Annotated in this window: 15 protein-coding genes and 2 pseudogenes; 4 read left to right on the top strand and 13 right to left on the bottom strand. The window is 42.9% G+C overall.

What is annotated here, in order from left to right; genetic code table 11:
- Positions 1 to 105: 105 nt before the first annotated feature.
- Positions 106 to 1,344, bottom strand: a complete 1,239-nt coding sequence (gene fabF, locus Q7C19_RS03545; protein WP_375091632.1) for a beta-ketoacyl-ACP synthase II — start codon at positions 1,342 to 1,344, stop codon at positions 106 to 108.
- Positions 1,345 to 1,462: 118 nt separating this feature from the next.
- On the opposite strand from fabF, the gene Q7C19_RS03540 reads away from it, so the two are divergent.
- The 3 genes and pseudogenes from Q7C19_RS03540 to Q7C19_RS03530 form a co-directional block, all read left to right on the top strand.
- Positions 1,463 to 2,302 (top strand): helix-turn-helix transcriptional regulator, encoded by an 840-nt coding sequence (locus Q7C19_RS03540; RefSeq protein ID WP_035408292.1) that lies wholly within the window; start codon positions 1,463 to 1,465, stop codon positions 2,300 to 2,302.
- Between the two features lie 283 nt (positions 2,303 to 2,585).
- Positions 2,586 to 3,629, top strand: a complete 1,044-nt coding sequence (locus Q7C19_RS03535) for a Fic family protein (protein ID WP_375091631.1) — start codon at positions 2,586 to 2,588, stop codon at positions 3,627 to 3,629.
- A 154-nt stretch (positions 3,630 to 3,783) separates the two neighbouring features.
- Positions 3,784 to 3,942: pseudogene (locus tag Q7C19_RS03530) on the top strand (ATP-binding protein); the annotation flags it as partial.
- Between the two features lie 222 nt (positions 3,943 to 4,164).
- Here Q7C19_RS03530 and Q7C19_RS03525 read toward each other — a convergent pair.
- The 5 genes from Q7C19_RS03525 to Q7C19_RS03505 all read right to left on the bottom strand — a co-directional run bounded on the left by Q7C19_RS03525 (position 4,165) and on the right by Q7C19_RS03505 (position 10,182).
- A complete protein-coding gene (locus tag Q7C19_RS03525; protein ID WP_375091630.1) occupies positions 4,165 to 5,400 on the bottom strand; it encodes an MDR family MFS transporter in 1,236 nt (411 codons plus the stop codon).
- A gap of 779 nt (positions 5,401 to 6,179) precedes the next feature.
- Positions 6,180 to 6,557: a GtrA family protein gene (locus tag Q7C19_RS03520; RefSeq protein ID WP_052169496.1), complete on the bottom strand. Its 378-nt coding sequence runs from the start codon at positions 6,555 to 6,557 to the stop codon at positions 6,180 to 6,182.
- Positions 6,554 to 7,510: a glycosyltransferase family 2 protein gene (locus Q7C19_RS03515; protein ID WP_231496861.1), complete on the bottom strand. Its 957-nt coding sequence runs from the start codon at positions 7,508 to 7,510 to the stop codon at positions 6,554 to 6,556. Before Q7C19_RS03515 ends, Q7C19_RS03520 begins: the two co-directional genes overlap by 4 nt.
- A gap of 24 nt (positions 7,511 to 7,534) precedes the next feature.
- Positions 7,535 to 9,205: a DUF6044 family protein gene (locus Q7C19_RS03510; protein WP_375091629.1), complete on the bottom strand. Its 1,671-nt coding sequence runs from the start codon at positions 9,203 to 9,205 to the stop codon at positions 7,535 to 7,537.
- Between the two features lie 791 nt (positions 9,206 to 9,996).
- The gene (locus Q7C19_RS03505; protein ID WP_313586880.1) at positions 9,997 to 10,182 is read right to left on the bottom strand and encodes a hypothetical protein; all 186 of its coding nucleotides are present in this window, start codon (positions 10,180 to 10,182) and stop codon (positions 9,997 to 9,999) included.
- Between the two features lie 87 nt (positions 10,183 to 10,269).
- Here Q7C19_RS03505 and Q7C19_RS03500 point away from each other — a divergent pair.
- Positions 10,270 to 10,404, top strand: a pseudogene (locus Q7C19_RS03500) (hypothetical protein); the annotation flags it as partial.
- A gap of 152 nt (positions 10,405 to 10,556) precedes the next feature.
- Here Q7C19_RS03500 and Q7C19_RS03495 read toward each other — a convergent pair.
- Genes Q7C19_RS03495 through araA form a run of 7 tightly spaced genes read right to left on the bottom strand, consistent with a single transcriptional unit; the run spans position 10,557 to position 17,922 of the window.
- Complete coding sequence (locus Q7C19_RS03495; RefSeq protein ID WP_214769672.1) at positions 10,557 to 11,501, bottom strand: glycoside hydrolase family 43 protein; 945 nt, start codon at positions 11,499 to 11,501, stop codon at positions 10,557 to 10,559.
- On the bottom strand, positions 11,498 to 12,445 hold the full coding sequence (locus tag Q7C19_RS03490) for a glycoside hydrolase family 43 protein (protein ID WP_375091628.1): 948 nt from the start codon (positions 12,443 to 12,445) through the stop codon (positions 11,498 to 11,500). Before Q7C19_RS03490 ends, Q7C19_RS03495 begins: the two co-directional genes overlap by 4 nt.
- Positions 12,442 to 13,611 (bottom strand): sn-glycerol-1-phosphate dehydrogenase, encoded by a 1,170-nt coding sequence (locus tag Q7C19_RS03485; protein ID WP_375091627.1) that lies wholly within the window; start codon positions 13,609 to 13,611, stop codon positions 12,442 to 12,444. The genes Q7C19_RS03490 and Q7C19_RS03485 overlap by 4 nt, the downstream gene beginning before the upstream one ends.
- Positions 13,608 to 14,606, bottom strand: coding sequence for an aldose epimerase family protein (locus tag Q7C19_RS03480; protein WP_375091626.1), 999 nt, complete (start codon positions 14,604 to 14,606; stop codon positions 13,608 to 13,610). The genes Q7C19_RS03485 and Q7C19_RS03480 overlap by 4 nt, the downstream gene beginning before the upstream one ends.
- A 17-nt stretch (positions 14,607 to 14,623) precedes the next feature.
- Positions 14,624 to 14,863, bottom strand: a complete 240-nt coding sequence (locus tag Q7C19_RS03475; protein ID WP_158513336.1) for a DUF6171 family protein — start codon at positions 14,861 to 14,863, stop codon at positions 14,624 to 14,626.
- A 1-nt stretch (position 14,864) separates the two neighbouring features.
- On the bottom strand, positions 14,865 to 16,391 hold the full coding sequence (locus Q7C19_RS03470; RefSeq protein ID WP_052019041.1) for an alpha-N-arabinofuranosidase: 1,527 nt from the start codon (positions 16,389 to 16,391) through the stop codon (positions 14,865 to 14,867).
- Positions 16,392 to 16,434: 43 nt separating this feature from the next.
- Entirely contained in the window at positions 16,435 to 17,922 is a 1,488-nt protein-coding gene (gene araA, locus Q7C19_RS03465; protein ID WP_375091625.1) for an L-arabinose isomerase, read from the bottom strand.
- Positions 17,923 to 17,953 lie beyond the last annotated feature (31 nt).

Below are 17,953 nucleotides of genomic sequence, written 5' to 3'. Positions count from 1 at the left end.
ATACACAAAAAAGATTGTATACATTTCGACGTCGAAATGTATACAATCCATTTTCAGCGAGTACTTACTCATTGAGTTCTCTTGTCCGAACCCAAACTCTGATGCTTAATCCATATATTTTTTCAAGACGATGGCGGCGTTATGACCACCGAACCCGAAAGAATTGGATAGTCCGTACTGCATCTCCAGCGAACGAGCCCCTTCTGCGACATAATCCAGGTCACACGTTGGATCATCGACTTCAAGATTAATCGTCGGTGGAATGATTCCTTCCTGTAAACATTTCGCAAGCGCGATCGCTTCCGCTCCACCGGCAGCACCGAGCATGTGACCTAGCATTGATTTGTTCGCCGTCACCGGTAGTATGTTCGCATGTTCTGCAAACAATTTTTTAATCGCACGTGTCTCGGACTGATCGCCGACGATCGTACTCGTCGCATGGGCACTGATCACATCGATGTCATTCGTCTCAATCCCTGCCTGTTGAACGGCCCGCTTCATAGCGAGGTATGCTCCCTGACCTTCTGGATGAGTCGCTACTATATGATAGGCATCGGAACTTGCTCCGTATCCGACGACTTCCGCATAGATGGACGCACCTCGTTGCTTTGCGTGCGATAACGATTCTAGTATCAAGATGCCTGCTCCCTCCGACATCACGAAACCATCGCGTGTCGCGTCAAAAGGACGACTCGCTTTAGAGGGTGATTCGTTTCTTGTAGACAATGCCGTCGCATTACCGAAGCTTGCTATAGACAATTCAGTGATACCCGCTTCTGTTCCACCAGCGAATGCAGCATCAGCCTCTCCCATTCGAATGAGTCGATATGCTTCACCAATAGCCGTGTTTCCGATTGCACAAGCGGATACAGGTGACATGGAAGGTCCCATCGCTTGCCACTTGATGCTAATTTGAGCGGCTGCTGCGTTAGACATCATGGATGGTACGAGACTTGGACTGACCCTTCTCGGACCTTTTTGGTGTAAAGCATGAACACCGTCAATTAACGTTTCAATCCCTCCTACACCTGAACCCACATATACAGCAAGTCTTTCCCGATCCAGATCAGATTCTCCTAGCTTAGAATCGTTCCAGGCTTGGTCAGCAGCCGCTAATGCGAACTGGACGAAGCGATCCAGGTTACGAGAGGCTTTTTTACCAATCGCCTTTTCCGCATCAAAGTTTTTTACACTCCCTGCAATCTTTACTTTGAAATCAGTCGTATCAAACGTATCGATTTCCGTGATGCCTGAATTTCCAGCAATCATATTATTCCAAAAGGACTCCACATCGTTTCCGATTGGTGAGACGACACCCATTCCTGTAATTACTACACGCTCCATTTTTCTTCACTCCTTGTAATAGTATGAGATAATCATACGTGTCATATATCCTATTACAAGTGTTCATTTATCCTATTATAATTGATACTTGGATGGAGAGAAATCAGGAGGAACGTATATGGACGACTCGAATCGATTAGAAGCTCTATCCTATTTTTTGAAGACGAAAAGAGCACAGCTCAAACCGGAATCAGTGGGGCTACCACCTGGATCAAGAAGGAGAACGCCTGGCTTGAGAAGAGAGGAAGTTGCTCAATTAGCAGGAGTCAGTACGACATGGTACACCTGGTTAGAACAAGGAAGAGATATTAAGGTATCTAGAAGCGTCTTAGACTGTATCGCCCAGGCGTTATGTCTGAACAGGGATGAACACGAATATTTGAACGATTTAGCATTAGGGACGCAGGTCGTCAGTATGAAAATTCAAGCTTCCCCTATGACTATCAGTCCGTCACTCGAAAAAATTCTCTCTGCCTTGACGACGTGTCCGACGATCATTACGGATCGTTACTGCCATATCGTCGGCTGGAATCCTGCAGCGGCCCATGTGTTCGTAGATTTTGCGACCATTCCAGAATCACAACGTAACCTCATTCGCCTCTTGTTCTCACAGAAAGAATTTAAAGTACTTGCCGGGAATTGGGAACACTTCGCCAAAGGATTCTTGTCCATTTTCCGTACATACTACGGTCAATACTCTGGTGATGAATGGTATACGTCCTTCATACAGGAGATGAGTAATACGTATCCTGAATTCAAATCACTCTGGATGGAGAGTCAGGTCAGTAAGGCTCCGGAAATCCTGATTGAATTCCGTCATGGAAAAGTTGGCAAGATGCTATTCGACCTGACCTCTCTTCAAGTGCAGGGAGAAGACGACTTGCGATGTAGCATCTATACACCTGTCGAGGAATCCGGTACAGAAGAAAAACTGAAACGATTGATTTTAGTTCGATGAATTCAAATGAAGTGAAAAACTGTTAAAAATATGGAAGCAATCGATGAGACGCTTTCCATGTCAGGATTGTTCCGTTCAAATCAGTCAGGATTGTCCGACTTTCGGATTGACAAGTAATCATGGTCATAAATAAATAAACATAGTCTAAATATGATAATTTGACTATGTTTATATGTGTTTGAACGACTTTAAATACATTATAATGAGTTTAAACATAGTCAAATAATATAAAAATGAGTATATTTAATCTAAAGTGATCTATTTTGCGAAGGGAGTTCGACGAATGCGCGACTATACATATACCTATCTCAAAGAGCTCGCCCTGCCGATGGAGACCGTCCGCTTGATTGGACGGATCAATGAGTATAAAGGCAAACAGGATCTCTATAAACAGCAAGCGCCTCAAATCCTTAACACCTTACGCGATGTCGCCGTCATCCAGTCGACGAAAGCCTCGAATGCGATCGAAGGAATCATCGTCACGGAAAGTCGTCTTCAGACCATCATGTCAAAGTCAGCCGACCCTGCCGACCGTTCAGAAGCAGAGATTGCTGGTTACCGCGACGTACTTAACCTGATCAACGCTTCAGCCCAGGACATCCCGGTCAATGCGAATATTCTGTTGCAACTCCACAAGGAACTCTATAAGTTCGTCCCCGTCGAAGGTGGGCGGTGGAAGAACGTCGATAACGAGATTAGTGAGACGTTCCCGGATGGCACGCGCCGGACTCGCTTCATCCCCGTCCCTGCGTTCGAGACACCGGCAGCGATGCAGGCGTTATGCGACAGCCTACGAGAGCGTCGGCAACAAGAGGACGTCGACCCGCTCATCCTGACGAGCTTGTTCGTCCTCGATTTCCTATCCATTCATCCGTTCAATGACGGGAATGGTCGAATGGTACGATTGTTGACCCTCTTGCTGCTCTATCAGTATGGCTTCGAGGTCGGACGCTACATCAGTCTTGAGAAGATCGTCGAATCGCGGAAGGAAGATTATTATGAGTCACTCCGTCTCTCTTCCGTGCGTTGGCACCAAAACCAACAAGATCCGTTTCCATGGATCAACTACTTGCTGAGCACGATTCTTGCTGCTTATAAGGAGCTTGAAGATCGCGTCGGATTGGTCACGACGCGTAGTCAGAACAAGAACAATCGGATTCGTCGTTTCGTTGAAGGACGAATCACACCGTTCACGAAAGCAGACGTAAGGAAGGCTTGTCCCGACATCAGTGAGGCGACAATCAATCGCGTATTGCGTGACTTACGTGACGAGGGGATCATTGCCCCATCCGGTCTTGGTCGGAGTGCGAAATGGACGAAACAATAACACTACATGGTATCAAGAACATCCGTGAAGAATAAATAACTTATCATGCGAGAAGATTCCAATACCAATTCACTTACACGTATGTAACCGCTAGAATTTAGTTGACGGTTTTTGCTCGATGACGCTTTACACTTTTGCTCAATTTATTTAGAACTCTAGTAAAAGTCCGGATCAATGGGGCGAACTAATTGGTGATCAAGGAATCACAACTGCAATATTAGACCGTCTCTTACATCGTGTCGAAGTGATTCATAGCGATGACGACAGTCATCGCATGAGAAATCGTAAGAATTTATTTTCAACAGAAGTGTAAATATCAATCGAGCAGAAAACGTCAATTTCTACTTGACGTCGACAACTCATTGTCGCGAAATGTTGAAATCGAAATCATCTCGTTCATGCTGATTTAAGATATTTTAGATAGCATTTATCTGATATTAATTATCTATAGTAATTATTATTTTTGTGAAATCATTCTAAAGCCTAAATTAATATTTTATTTGTAATCGTACACTTTGTATTATCAACCTGATTGTCAAGTGGGAGAATACAGTCTAAATAATTGCAGATATAAACAAGCTCCAATGATAGCAAAAAGGAGAATGATAGTGAAGATACCAAGAGGGGCGATCCATCCTGATGCGTAGATAGCGAGAGGTGCTAGCGTCTTACCAAGTGTGTTTTGAAGACTATCAGCAGCTAGATACTGACCTCTTGCCTCCTCTGGAGCATAATGACCGATGAAACTCTGCGTGACTGGTGTACGCATGATCTCACCTAACGTGAAGATGAGCGTACAACCAAACAAAAACCAGATGTTGTTATTCCATCCGATTAAAAATGTACCTCCTCCTGCAAGTAAGGTCGAAACAACGAAGAGACGTCTTTCTGACCAATTTTTAAGTCGATTCGTTACGGGAAGGATCAAGATGACAAACAAAAGACCATTAAAGCCTACCAGATAGCCAAAAATGGATTGGCTCGTGAGCTGAAAAGAATCCAGCAAGTGCGGTACGAGAGGTTGTTTAGGCACATTCTCTATCACGTAAACTGGTAAGTAGAGATCGAGTTGCATCACTGGGAAGAGTGAACAGGTTCCCGCAATTACGTATAGCAGAAAAATACGATCTTTGAGAATAAGTCGATAGCCAGACCACTTAGACTGAAACGCATATTTAAGTGGGGTCGTTACATCTTTTTGCTTGGATTGGACAGGTAAGGTTTCACTAACAATAAAATAGATCGTTATGAAGTAAAGAAAGAGAACTATTGCACAGGTCCACAATAACAGTTGACGATGTTGAAAAAAGAAGACTGCTCCAATGATTGGTCCTAAAACGGCACCAATATTGTTCACGGTCATAAATGTCGCATACACTTGTCGCAATTCATCTTTTGGAACTGTGTCCGCTATCATCGCTGAACTAGCAGGACGATAAAATGCTGCGCCTATATTAATTCCGATAAAGGCAACATAATTAATCCAAGGAGAAGAAGAGACAGCAAATAGAATAAACATGGTCATTTGCAAAAATGTTCCGATCAGCATCACAGGACGTCTCCCTAACGTATCCGCAAAGCTTCCTCCGGTTAAACTTCCGACAATACTTATTAAGGGGGGCAGTGCCATTATTAATCCAGCAGTCTGTAACCCTAGTCCTTTACCAAAATAGACAGTCAGAAAAGGAAAGTACATCCAAAATAGCAGATTGAAAAGACCTTCTCCTATCAGTCTGACTTTCACATTAGGATTCCATGTAGTTTTGTTCATAATAACTCCTCTCATAGTTAACGAATAGCGTCTTCTTTTCGTAGCTTTACTATAGAGAAGATAGTTATCAAGATATAGACTTATATTTTGATATGGATTATACTAATATTATGAAAATTAAGTAAGGACACTTTTATTTAAATTGTCACGTAAAACGAACGTATGTTTGTTTTGAAACGAAGTGACATATCTTTCTATCTTACTTTTTTCTATCTCTTAAGAATTTTAGAATTACCGACGATATAATTGTTCCATAAGAAGCAGTTCCTGTCTTTACATGACAGGAACTGCTTCTTATCGTTTAAGTTCATAGACTTTTACTTTATCGAGAAGGAGTAATAACGGACCAACTAAAAAATAAAAATTTCTTATTTTTAACAGAATTATTTACTACAAGAAGAAATTGCGATTTATTGATGTCGTTTGTAATAAATTTAAGTCTGTAAATTAGATTTCACGGATACTTTACTTTCATTCTTCTTTTGGGATTCGTTCATCAACTATCATTTAATGTGGTGGACTGAAGGGAGTCGATGAATAAGGAATAGGCATGGTCGATTACATGAGAAATAGCATATCCACCCATATAACTATGTGATGCATACGTTGAATGCGTCATCTTATCAAATTGTAAATGACTTTCATCACTCTAATCTGAGTGGTTGATTTCTATAATTTGAAAATTCATTTGTCAGTCTTTTGATTTGCTACTGTGCTTTTGCAAGTGCAATTGAGAGGATAAAAAAACAAGCCACCTCTATAGATAGCTTGTTTTATCATCATGATTTGCGAAATACCCAATAAGACTGACCTAGATAATTTAACCCCGTATAGATAATCATCCCGATCAGAATTGCTCCAGTCTCTTGTAGATTTGGCAATACGTAATGCACTCCCCATAAACTAAGACGATAAGCGATGAGATAGCTAATCGAAACGACGATCAAAAAACGTATCCAATAGGGCCATCCTCCAGCCTCTTGACGAAAGGTGAAGCGACGATTTAGCATATAGCTGACCCAAACACCACATGCATTCCCGATCGCCGTCGCTCCCCAATAACCAGTATGCAAGACATGAAAACAAATCAGTGTCAGCGTCAGACCAACCAGCGTATTAAGAACTCCTACTAATAAGAAACGAAGAAAGGTCATCATTCTCGTTTTTTCTCGACGACATAACGAGGACGTCGTTTGACTTCCTGATATATTTTACCGATGTATTCTCCTATCAGTCCAATACCTAGTAATTGAAGCCCGCCGATGAACCAGATCGACATCATTAAAGACGTCCACCCATCCATCGCTTCTCCTTCATATCTACGATAAAGAGCATATCCGACAAAACCGATCGAGACGATGAGCATGAATAGTGAGACTAAAAATAACAACTTAATCGGACGAACACTAAACGAGGTCACCCCATCCCATGCGAGTGCCATCATCTTTCGTAATGGATATTTTGATTCGCCTGCTGGACGTGATTGACGTGTATAGGTCACTTCTGCTGTTTGAAAACCAAGCGAAGGTACCATCCCCCGCAAAAAGAGATTGCGTTCCGGATGTGCACAAAGTGTTTCGACAGCTCGTTTGCTCATGAGACGATAGTCTGCATGATTGAAGATGGTCTCTACACCCAACCAGTCGATGAAGCGATAAAAGCCTTGAGCAGTCGACCGTTTAAACCAGCTATCGGTCTGACGATCTTCTCTTACCCCATAGACGATATCATTCCCTTTCGCAAATTCACTTAAAAACTGTTCAATCACTTTTACGTCATCCTGAAGGTCCGCATCCATTGACACAACACAATCCGCATCGGTGTGTCCTTCGACAAGACCTGCGAACAAAGCATTTTGATGTCCTACGTTATGTGCTAATTTTAATCCTCTAAACCGACCATCTTGTGCGTGTACATCTTCAATTTGGGACCAGGTATCATCCTGACTTCCATCATCTACGAACAAGACAAAGGAGTCCTCAGAAATGAGGTGTCGTTCTCGCCACTCTGTTAAGAAACGGTGCATCGTATGGACCGTCAAGCGTAATACTTCCGTCTCGTTATAACACGGAATAATTACGCCTAGCGTAGGGATTGTCGTCATCGTCATACCATTACTCCTCCTTAAATGAACTTACTTCGTATTCTCTGTAGTAGCTTGGATACGGTATAACCTAATCTTCCAAGCAGAATGTTGATCTTCAAATGTTTTTTCGTACTGCAATCCAATGGCTGCAGCATTTTTGATTGGTACAGCAGACAAAAGATATGTCGCACCGATTTGCTTCAACTGTGCTGTATTGATAGATAAATGTCGAACCGGTACTTGATGCTCCTTTGTGTACTCGTATTCCTTACCGAGTTCAGATGAAAACACATAGACTCGATTTCCCCACGTATCAAAATAACGTTGTAATAGCTTACTTTTATCCAATTCTCCAGCAATCACCTTTCGGAAAGATGCTTTATAGCGTAATGGATAAAAATTCACATAACCATCCACGGTTTGCATACCATTGTATTGTGCGATCGCAGGATGCAACCCGAGAGAAGCGACCTGATAGTCTTTCGTTGGTTGGTTGATAAAGCGTTTAATGTCAGAAAACTGAGAAGTCGCATAAAACGCTTCATAGGATGGATGATGACGATAGAGGAACTCGGGATTCCATGCAAGCAAGACAAGGGTTTGGGCTACGAGCAAACAAGTCACCCATTTTCGTTTGGCAGTTCGCCATAGCCAGTCGAGCATCAAGTAAAACAATGCATACCACAACATCGGTTGAAGGAAGTGGAATCGTGAGAAATTGAAAGTTCTAATGAGAGAGACATGTTGCTTTAACGGATTCCACCCCTCATAAAACCAAAACGCATACCACAGCGATAGTCCAAATAGAAACCACATCAAAGTTCGAATTCGTCTTGCTGCATGATCTTTTTGACGAAATACTAGAAATCCAACAATCAGAAGTGTTAGGAGGATGATGGGCGATTGTACTGCGCGATCATGTGTATGACCAAACACCAAATTCTTAAAAAATAAACGAATACTTGCCCAAAATCCGTTATTCCCTGTTTCGAAGTCATTTCGACTCGTAGGCTCTTCTTCCCACAGCATCGAGAAGACCAGTCGATATTCAATTAATAAGTATAAAAGGACCTGAAGGCAATAGGCGATCCAAAAACGGCTATGAAAACTACGTGCGCGTATCTCCTTCACCATATGGTAAATGGCAAGCGTTGCTAAAAAGAAAACGATTCCTAGCACGAAGCTCGAATAGAACGGAACCACTAACAATACGAATGCACTCGATTTTATTTTCCGTCCATGCCAGATATTCCAATAAGCCCACAATAAGAGTGGCATCCCAAGCGTGCTGAGCATGCCCGATGGCCAGAATGGTGTCCAAGAAAATAGAACTGCTACCCACAGCGCATATGATTTAGGAATAACCCCTTTCGCATAATCACGTAGTAATAAGTACATTCCTAAGAAAGCAAAGATTCGGACCAACGTTTGACTGATCACGTATGCCGTAAATGGTGGGAACCATTGATATAGCCACACGATACCTGTAAACTCACTGACGAAAGCATTTCTCGAGACGACCCCATTCAATAAGTCAGGAACATTTGCATGAAGGCTTGCGTAAATACTATTGGTATCGACCAATGTTTTATACCACGTGATGTTTGAGTCTAGATTATCATGAATACGGACATGTGCATGTTCCCCCAGTAAGACCATCGGTAAAATATAGAGGCAAGCTAGTAGCAGCCCTATTAATATGCGAGTTTTTTCTCTCATCATACCTCTCCTTCATCTACTTTAAGATTTAATTCTTTTGTTAGTAGTTTCAAGAAATCAATTTCCTGTTCTTTTCCTCTTATAACTTTCTTTATGGTATATACTCCCTAAGAAACTATTTCCAATGATACCTTATATCACAATAGGATAGGTGACATTTATTAAATTTACTTTTCAGAATTAAAGTTAATTCAATTAATAAATTAGTTAAATGGAGATTAGAAGAATTAATCAATCTTGACCAGACCTCTTCTTCTTTTTCTACTTTTCCCTTTTATGAATGACTAACTATAGATTTTTTTAATTCTATCGAGGAACTACAAAGAAGCATCGTACCATTTCTGTTAAGAAAAGATACGATGCTTTTGGGTTCTTAAATTTACTTCATCAGCCTTCGAAAAGGAGAATAAGATTTGGAGACTTTGTTTTTTATATGACGAAGTTCCATAAGTACGTGTAAATTTAAAAATGATTTTAATATCGAACTAGAAAGTAACCTGGATTACGCTATTCTCCTAAAAAGCACAAAATAATTAATTACTCAAATGGAGTGCGTTAAAATGCATATTCAAACTATAGATGCTTCAAAAAAGATTTATTATGATGAACTTGGCTGGTTAAGTGCATCTGACTGGTTGCATTGGTTAGATATGCATTTACAGTGCCATTTAAGAAAAAGATAGGCACTACATTACTCCTTATTTACAAAACTAATTATTTTTCATGATCGACTACATTTTTTCTCTATAAAAAAGCATCCATATCGGACGCTCTTTTTGTAGATTGAATATTTACTCTTTATTTTGAAAGATTTCTGTGTTCTCAATACGAATCGCATCTACGATACCGCAATCCATACAAAACGAAAATACTTTTTGAGCACTATGAAATGACCCTTTAGATGGCTTTAGTGGAATATAATCTGTTGCCTCTTGAAAATTAGTACTTCCGCATGATGAGCAAGTTTTATTTTCCATTTAAAGTACCCCCAATAAATATTGTCTATAAAGTAATTTACATCTAATTCAATCTTATTTTATCATTCATGATATTCTGAACAAACCAATCTACCTGTCTTGAATGTAGCGATCGAACCAGCACGAGCTGCTGAGCAAGAAAAAGGATTTTCCATTGTCGCCTCTGATGTCAAGAATCCCTCTATGCATGTCGCTGAAAACGAAGGTGAAAATCCAGATTGAAGAGTAACGTCTTTTTGCGATAAAGCATCCCTTCTGTAGAGTAAATCTACATAAGAGATGCTTTTTGTGACCTCAAGTTTATTAAACAAAAAATTATCAACTGTACAAGATTAATTACGTTTTCTTATAAAAAAAGTTTATTCTGTTCGCAATCAGATTGGCTTATCAAAGTTTGGTTTTTTATCCATGCCCCACGTAAAGATCTGTGCCCGTGTATGGCGATTCGGATCGTACAGAGGATCACCCTCGATTTCAGTGTAGGTCCGTGCATGATATACAATGACATCTTGTCCCTGTTCATCTACTGTAAAGCTATTGTGCCCTGGTCCATATTGACCAACCTCTTCATTCGTCGCAAATACGGGTGACGATGATTTTTCCCAAGCATCCGGATTCAATAGGTCTGCGTCTTCTGAGGCACTCAACATACCCATGCAATAATTCTCATCCGTTGCACTAGCGGAATACGTAATGAAGATTTGTCCATGACGCTTCAGGACTGCCGGTCCTTCGTTCACCAGAAAACCCTTTGTCTCCCAATCAAGCTCTGGCTTTGTCAACATGACTTGTGGCTTTTGAATGGTCCATGGATTCTTTAAAGTTGCAATATATAAGTTCGAGTTTCCTTCAATGGAAGGATCTTTTTGTGCCCACACTAAGTAATGAACGTCTTGATGTTCGAAGACGGTCGCGTCAAGAGCAAATGAATCCCACTGCGTTTTTATTTGTCCGCGTTCTAACCATTCGCCTTCTAGAGGATTATCCGAACTATTCTCTAAAACGAACATCCGATGATCAAAGAGTCCGTTTACAATCTCGCGTGACTTCGCAGCCGCAAAATAAAGATACCATTTCCCATGAATACGATGTAATTCGGGTGCCCAAATCAGATCACTCATAGGGCCAGTTTCTGGTTTAATCCATGCTGTCACCGCTTCTGCATCCCTTAGTTCATGGAGAGATCTAGCACGACGCAATTCGATTCGATCGTATTCAGGAACAGACGCTGTAAAATAATAATAACCGTCAGAATGCAGATACATCCATGGATCTGCCCGTTGCTCTAAAACAAGATTTCGATCCTCTGTCTGGTTCATCGTGTGACCTCCTCGTTGACCATCCTGTTTTCAAAAACAGGCACATCTCCCTGCCAAGAAAATGGTCGTACATACGTATGACGATTCGGATCCCATAATGGATCCCCTTCGATTTCTCTATAGTTCCGTGCATGATAAACAATCATATCGGTCCCATCTGCGAGTGTCGTGAAACTGTTATGACCTGGTCCGTATTCACGGATTGACTCATTCGTCGTAAGAACGGGTTGCGGGTATTTTTCCCAATGAGTAGCATCTAACACATCCTCTTTTTCATTGATACGAAGAAAACCTACACAATAATTATGATCCGTCGCGCTTGCTGAAAACGTGACATATATATAACCATTTCGCTTTAAGACAGCAGGTCCTTCGTTTACAAGAAAGCCGACTTTTTCCCAAGCATACTCCGGTGTCGCAATCATCGTTTGCGGTCCTGTCAATGTCCAAGGATTCTCCATTTCAGAAATATAGAGATTCGAGTTCCCTTCAATTTTGGGATCTTTCTGAGCCCAGATGTAATATAACCTGTTCTCATGCTCGAACGTTGTCGCATCGAGGGCGAATGATTCTTGCCGTGTCTTGATTTGTCCTTTTTCCGTCCATTGACCTTTCAGCGGATTGGCTGAACTATTTTCGAGAACGTACATGCGATGATCAAAAATAGCATCTTCACGTGCCGCCGCGAAATAGAGATACCATTTCCCTTGAATGTGATGTAATTCTGGCGCCCAAATGTTAGCGCTCATGATTCCGGTCGAGCGCTTCTGCCATACGACTTTCTCTTCTGCTTTAGTCAACTCCCCGATCGTCTGAGCACGACGCAGCGGAATCCCGCTAAAGTCAGGTAAGGACGCCGTAAAGTAGTAATAGCCATCTGTATGCCGCATGATCCATGGATCCGCGCGTTGTTCTACGATTGGATTTACGATTGTCTCTGTCATAATGAACGCTCCTCTGTTTCAAAGTGGGTCGTCTGTAAGCTCATCTGTTTTAACAACGTGTGTCTCTCTCGAAGACGATATGCTTCTCTCTTGCTACTCGCTAGGAGAAGAGACGAAATACCGATTTCCTCTGGCTGAAGAGGTGCTTGTAACGAATTAAAAATGGACTCCAACTTCTGTCTTGTTGGCATTTGAGTGACCCAATCACCTAGCTCCTTTGGTACATCAGATTGTTCTTGGATCATCGCTCTATAAGTATCGATAAGTTCCATCGTCGCAATCGCTACTTTTGTACCGTGTAAGACGGCTGGACGGTCATGCGTTAAGAAATCCATCTCCCAATAATGAGAGAGGTGGTGTTCTCCACCAGATGCAGGATGTGAATGCCCAAAAATCAACATCGCAATTCCTGATAAGATCAGTGAATCCATCAGTTGATCCAAACCTTCCGCTTTTTCTGCATAGATATCTGGTAGAGCTTTTACACAATCGGATAAAGCAATTTCTGTCAATCGAGCAACTACAGGACAAAAGGGTTCTTGTCCATCAAAGGCACCAAAACGCCAATCCAGTAAGGAAGTGTACTTCCCAAGCATATCCCCGACACCTGCTGCTATTAACGCCCGAGGTGCATCACGGATAATGTCACTTGGGATGAATACGGCAATTGGTGAGACGAGCTGATAGGTGATTTTTTTCCCTCTTATAATTAAGGGAGCTCCTTTCGAAGTAAACCCGTCCACCGAAGGAGCGGTCGGAACAGACAGAAATGGGATTTTTGCTTTCGCAGCACAAAACCGCGTCACATCATGAATCGTCCCTGCTCCGAGTGCAATCAACGCATCCACACTATCGTCCAACTCGAGCATTACTTGTACAACTGATAGTTCATCAGCTAAGACATCCCCTTGCTTGTTCGGCGAGAGCGTGACTATTGATACGTCAATTCCTACTGTCATTAATGCTTTCTTCAGTGGAGAATAACCGACCATCTGCGTATTGACATCACCAATGACGAGGAGGTGCCGCCACTCTTTTTGCTGCACAAACTCGACCACTGATTGCCATACTTTTTCAGAGGCACTGATTTGTTCAATCGTAATGGGGTAATGTAGATTTCCACACGAACAAGTAGCAACCTGCTTTTGTATCTGTTCGAGGTTCATCGACTGACTCCTTTCCCAACGCGATATTCCGTTTCCCAATGATACGTCTCTCCTGCTAATAATCGAATGGATGAAAAATTACTGTGATGAACGGCGTCCGGAAGATGTTGCGGCTCGAGACAAACACCATAATATTTTCGAGAGCTTCCCTCACGTAAGATCGTTTCTTCATTCATCTGGTTTCCTGAATAGAGCACAAGAGCTGGTGCAGTCGTAGACAACATCAAGGAACGCTTACTTTCAGGATCGTACAGCGTCGCTTTTTGTTGGTCGTCGAATAAAAATGGATGATCATAACCATTGACGAGTTGATTTTGTGGATGGCTTGAAGCTGGACCATCTCCTAGCATTCGTCCTGATTGGAAGTCAAAAGGGGTCTGATCGACATCCAATAGGCGTCCTGTAGGAATCAAATCATCTCGCAGCTCAGCAAATTGATTAGCCGGTAACGTCAATTCATGTCCTAAAATATCACGACTTCCACCACTTAGATTAAAGTACGTATGATTTGTCATATCGCATACCGTATCAGTGTCACTGATTGCTTCATACGTAATTTTGACACCGTCAGCTAACAATTCAAACGATGCTCTGACATCGAGTGTACCCTTATAGCCATTCTCACCATCAGGACTTACATACCGAAGAACGAGATGAGTATTGGATACGTCTTCCATTTTCCAGAATTGACAGTGGAGACCGTCTCCCCCGTGAAGATGATGCTTCCCTTCGTTTTGAGGCAGATGGTACGTTGCACCGTCCATATCGAATGTCCCGTCCTCGATTCGACCAGCGACACGTCCGACAGTCGCTCCCAAGTAATACGTGTCTGTCTTGTATTCTTCAACCGTATCGTATGACAAAATGAGATTTTTCCATCCCTCATCTTGAATCGAAAACTCTTGCAGGGTTGCTCCATATGTCAAAATGCGTAAACGACACATATCGTTCTCGAGCGTAAACGCCGTCTGATCTACTACTTCTTGTCGCTCCATCTCAAGTCGCTCCTTTTTCACCAAACCTTCACCGGGCAATGCTTTGTTGCAAGGCGTGCCCGGTAAGAGACATAGCACCCGCACTTCAAACAGGTATCGTCCTGATAAAACGGACAGACTGCACATTGACGAAGACGTTCCTGATACTCAGCGTCCGTGACTTGCGGCATGACTTCCGCGTCGATGGTTAATAACCAATCAGTGTCTACTTTTGTCGGTGGACAAGTACGACACCGTCTTGTCTCGACGACTTTCATCTTAGCGAACCGCCACTGTGATGACGCTCATCGCCGGAACATCCATGATGAGCTTTCCGTCTTCTGTCACCTGGACCTCATGATCACGCGGCGCAACCACATCTGGTTGTTCAAACGTGTTATGGGCATTGAGATGATCTGCTGTTAAAATACGTGCAGATACGTTAGAAATCGTCCCCATTCCCCGCAAATCAATTTCTACTTTATCGCTATTTTGATGATCAAGCTGGCAGAGGCTAATGTGCAATACACCATCAGCATCGCGAGAAGCTGTCGCGTTTACAGAAGGAATCGATTCTTCTTTAGCTACATAGTCACGCGTGATGGCTGCTAGCTCGACTCGTTCAGCATCTTGGTGAACGCGATACATCTCAAAGACATGGTACGTTGGCGTAAGAATGAACTGGTCACCCTCCGTTAAGATCATTGCTTGAAGCACATTGACCATTTGTGCGATGTTCGCCATGTGAACGCGGTCATTATGCTTATGGAAGATATTGAAGTGAATCGCTGCGACAAGTGCATCTCGGATTGAGTTTTGTTGATACAAGAAGCCTGGGTTTGTTCCTGGTTCAACGTCGAACCACGTTCCCCATTCATCAACAATGAGACCGACGCGCTTTTCTGGATCATACTGGTCCATGATTTGCCCATGCTTTGTGATCAGTTCATCCATGTAATAAGCACGTTTTAGGGTGATGAACCATTCATCTTCCGTAAAATCTAACGCTGATCCCTTACCTAACCAAAAATCGCCCGGAATCGTATAATAGTGCAGACTAAGACCATCCATCATCGTACCCGCTTCACGCATGAGAACTTCAGTCCATTTGTAATCATCAATGTTTGCACCACCAGCAATCTTATAGAGTTGATTGCCATCATAATTGCGGACATATGTCTGATAGCGACGATATAGATCGGCGTAATACTCCGGACGCATATTCCCACCGCAACCCCAGTTCTCGTTACCAACACCGAAATACGTAAGCGACCACGGCTCTGTACGGCCATTCTCCTGACGCCAGTTCGCCATCGGTGATTCTCCATTGAACGTCATATATTCGACCCATTCAGACATTTCTTGGACGGTCCCACTTCCAACGTTTCCACAAATATAAGGCTCACACTCTAGTAATTCACAAAGGCGCATAAATTCATGGGTTCCGAAATGATTGTTTTCGACGACGCCACCCCAATGTGTATTGACCATCCGCTTTCGGTTTTCATTTGGTCCAATACCATCTTTCCAATGATACTCGTCTGCAAAGCATCCACCCGGCCATCGTAAAACCGGAATGTTCAATTTCTTCAATGCTGTCAATACATCGTTCCGAATGCCATCTGTATTCGGTATGGATGATTCTGGACCAACCCAAAGTCCTTCATAAATACAACGTCCAAGGTGTTCCGCAAAGTGCCCATAGATATGCTTACTGATTTTACCTTTTGGTAAATCTACATTGACGATTAGTTGTGTTGCAGCTTCTTTTGTATTTAGTGTTGATGTGACGAGTTGGTTATTCATAGTATCTCCTCCAAGAAAAGGGACCTAGGAAGGCCCCTATAAATTATGGTCGATAGTACAGTTCATTCCAACGTAACTCATTATTAAATCGAACCGTCTCCGTTTCTTTATCGATGACAGCAATTTCAATGTTCAGAAGTTCTGCGAAGTCGCGTAGTTGTTCAGTCGTCACTTCATAGGAGTAACAAGTATGGTGCGCTCCCCCGGCTTGGATCCAGTTTTCGACAGCTTGAGCCATCGATGGTTCTGTTTTCCATAGAACACGTGCCACAGGAAGATTCGGCATTGCTTCATCCGGTTGGATGCCCTCGACTGTGTTTACCAAGAGTCGGAAGCGATGTCCTAAATCAATCAAACTAGCGTTCAATGCCTTGCCATTCTGTCCTTCGAATACCATCCGCGCTGGCGCTTCACGATCTCCGATTCCGAGAGGATGTACCTCGATTCTAGGCTTATCGACCGCAATGGTCGGACAGATTTCGAGCATATGCGCCCCTAAGACCATTTCGTTGCCTGGTTCAAAGTGATAAGTATAATCTTCCATGAAAGATGTCCGTTCGTTGCTCGCCATGATTTTCATAAGACGAACAAGCGCTGCGGTTTTCCAGTCTCCTTCTCCAGCAAACCCGTACCCTTGCTCCATCAATCGTTGAACGGCTAGCCCAGGTAGTTGCTTGATGCCATGTAGGTCTTCGAAGGTTGTCGTGAAGGCAGTGTATCCACCAGCTTCAAGAAAAGCCTTCATGCCGAGTTCGATGCGACCTTGATAGCGAACGGATTCCTGGAATGCTTCTTCTTCCATTCCAGTATTCGTCACTTCATACCGCGTGCGATATTCTTCCATCAAGTCATCTAAATCTGACTCCGATACCGCATTCATGTAGGTGACGAGATCGCCGACACCATACCCATCAACCGTCCAGCCCAGTTGAATCTGCGCTTCGACTTTGTCACCTTCTGTCACTGCTACATTCCGCATGTTGTCACCGAATCGCGCGACTTTTAAGTTCTTACTTTCCGCTAACGCATGCGCTACATTCATCCAAGATGACATCTTTTGACGTGTGAGTTCATCTTCCCAATGACCGACGAGCACTTTTCGCTTCACGTTCATTCGGCTTGTGATAAAACCATGTTCACGATCACCATGCGCCGACTGATTGAGGTTCATGAAATCCATATCGATCGTATCCCACGGGATGTCACGATTGAACTGTGTCCCAAAATGGAGCAATGGTTTTTGTAACACACGCATCCCACTAATCCACATTTTCGATGGTGAGAAGGTATGCATCCATGTGATCACACCGGCACAGGCATCATCAGCATTCGCCTGCAACATCATCTGCCGAATTTCTTCTGCATTTTTGACGACTCCCTTGTAAACAATTCGATCCCGGAAGACGTCCGCTGCATCTAATCCTGAGACCATCTCTTTTGAATGTGTTTCGACTTGACGAATTACCTCCTCACCGTAGAGCATCTGGCTTCCTGTCACGAACCAAAATTCGTGTGTGTTTGCTGTCAACATTTAAAATCCCCCTCATCTAGCTATGTGCACC

This window comes from Exiguobacterium sp. PHA03 (assembly GCF_041945985.1).
Classification (GTDB): Bacteria; Bacillota; Bacilli; order Exiguobacteriales; family Exiguobacteriaceae; genus Exiguobacterium_A.
The sequence above is the reverse complement of the archived record's forward strand: the minus strand, read 5'-3'. Positions and strand labels throughout refer to the sequence as shown.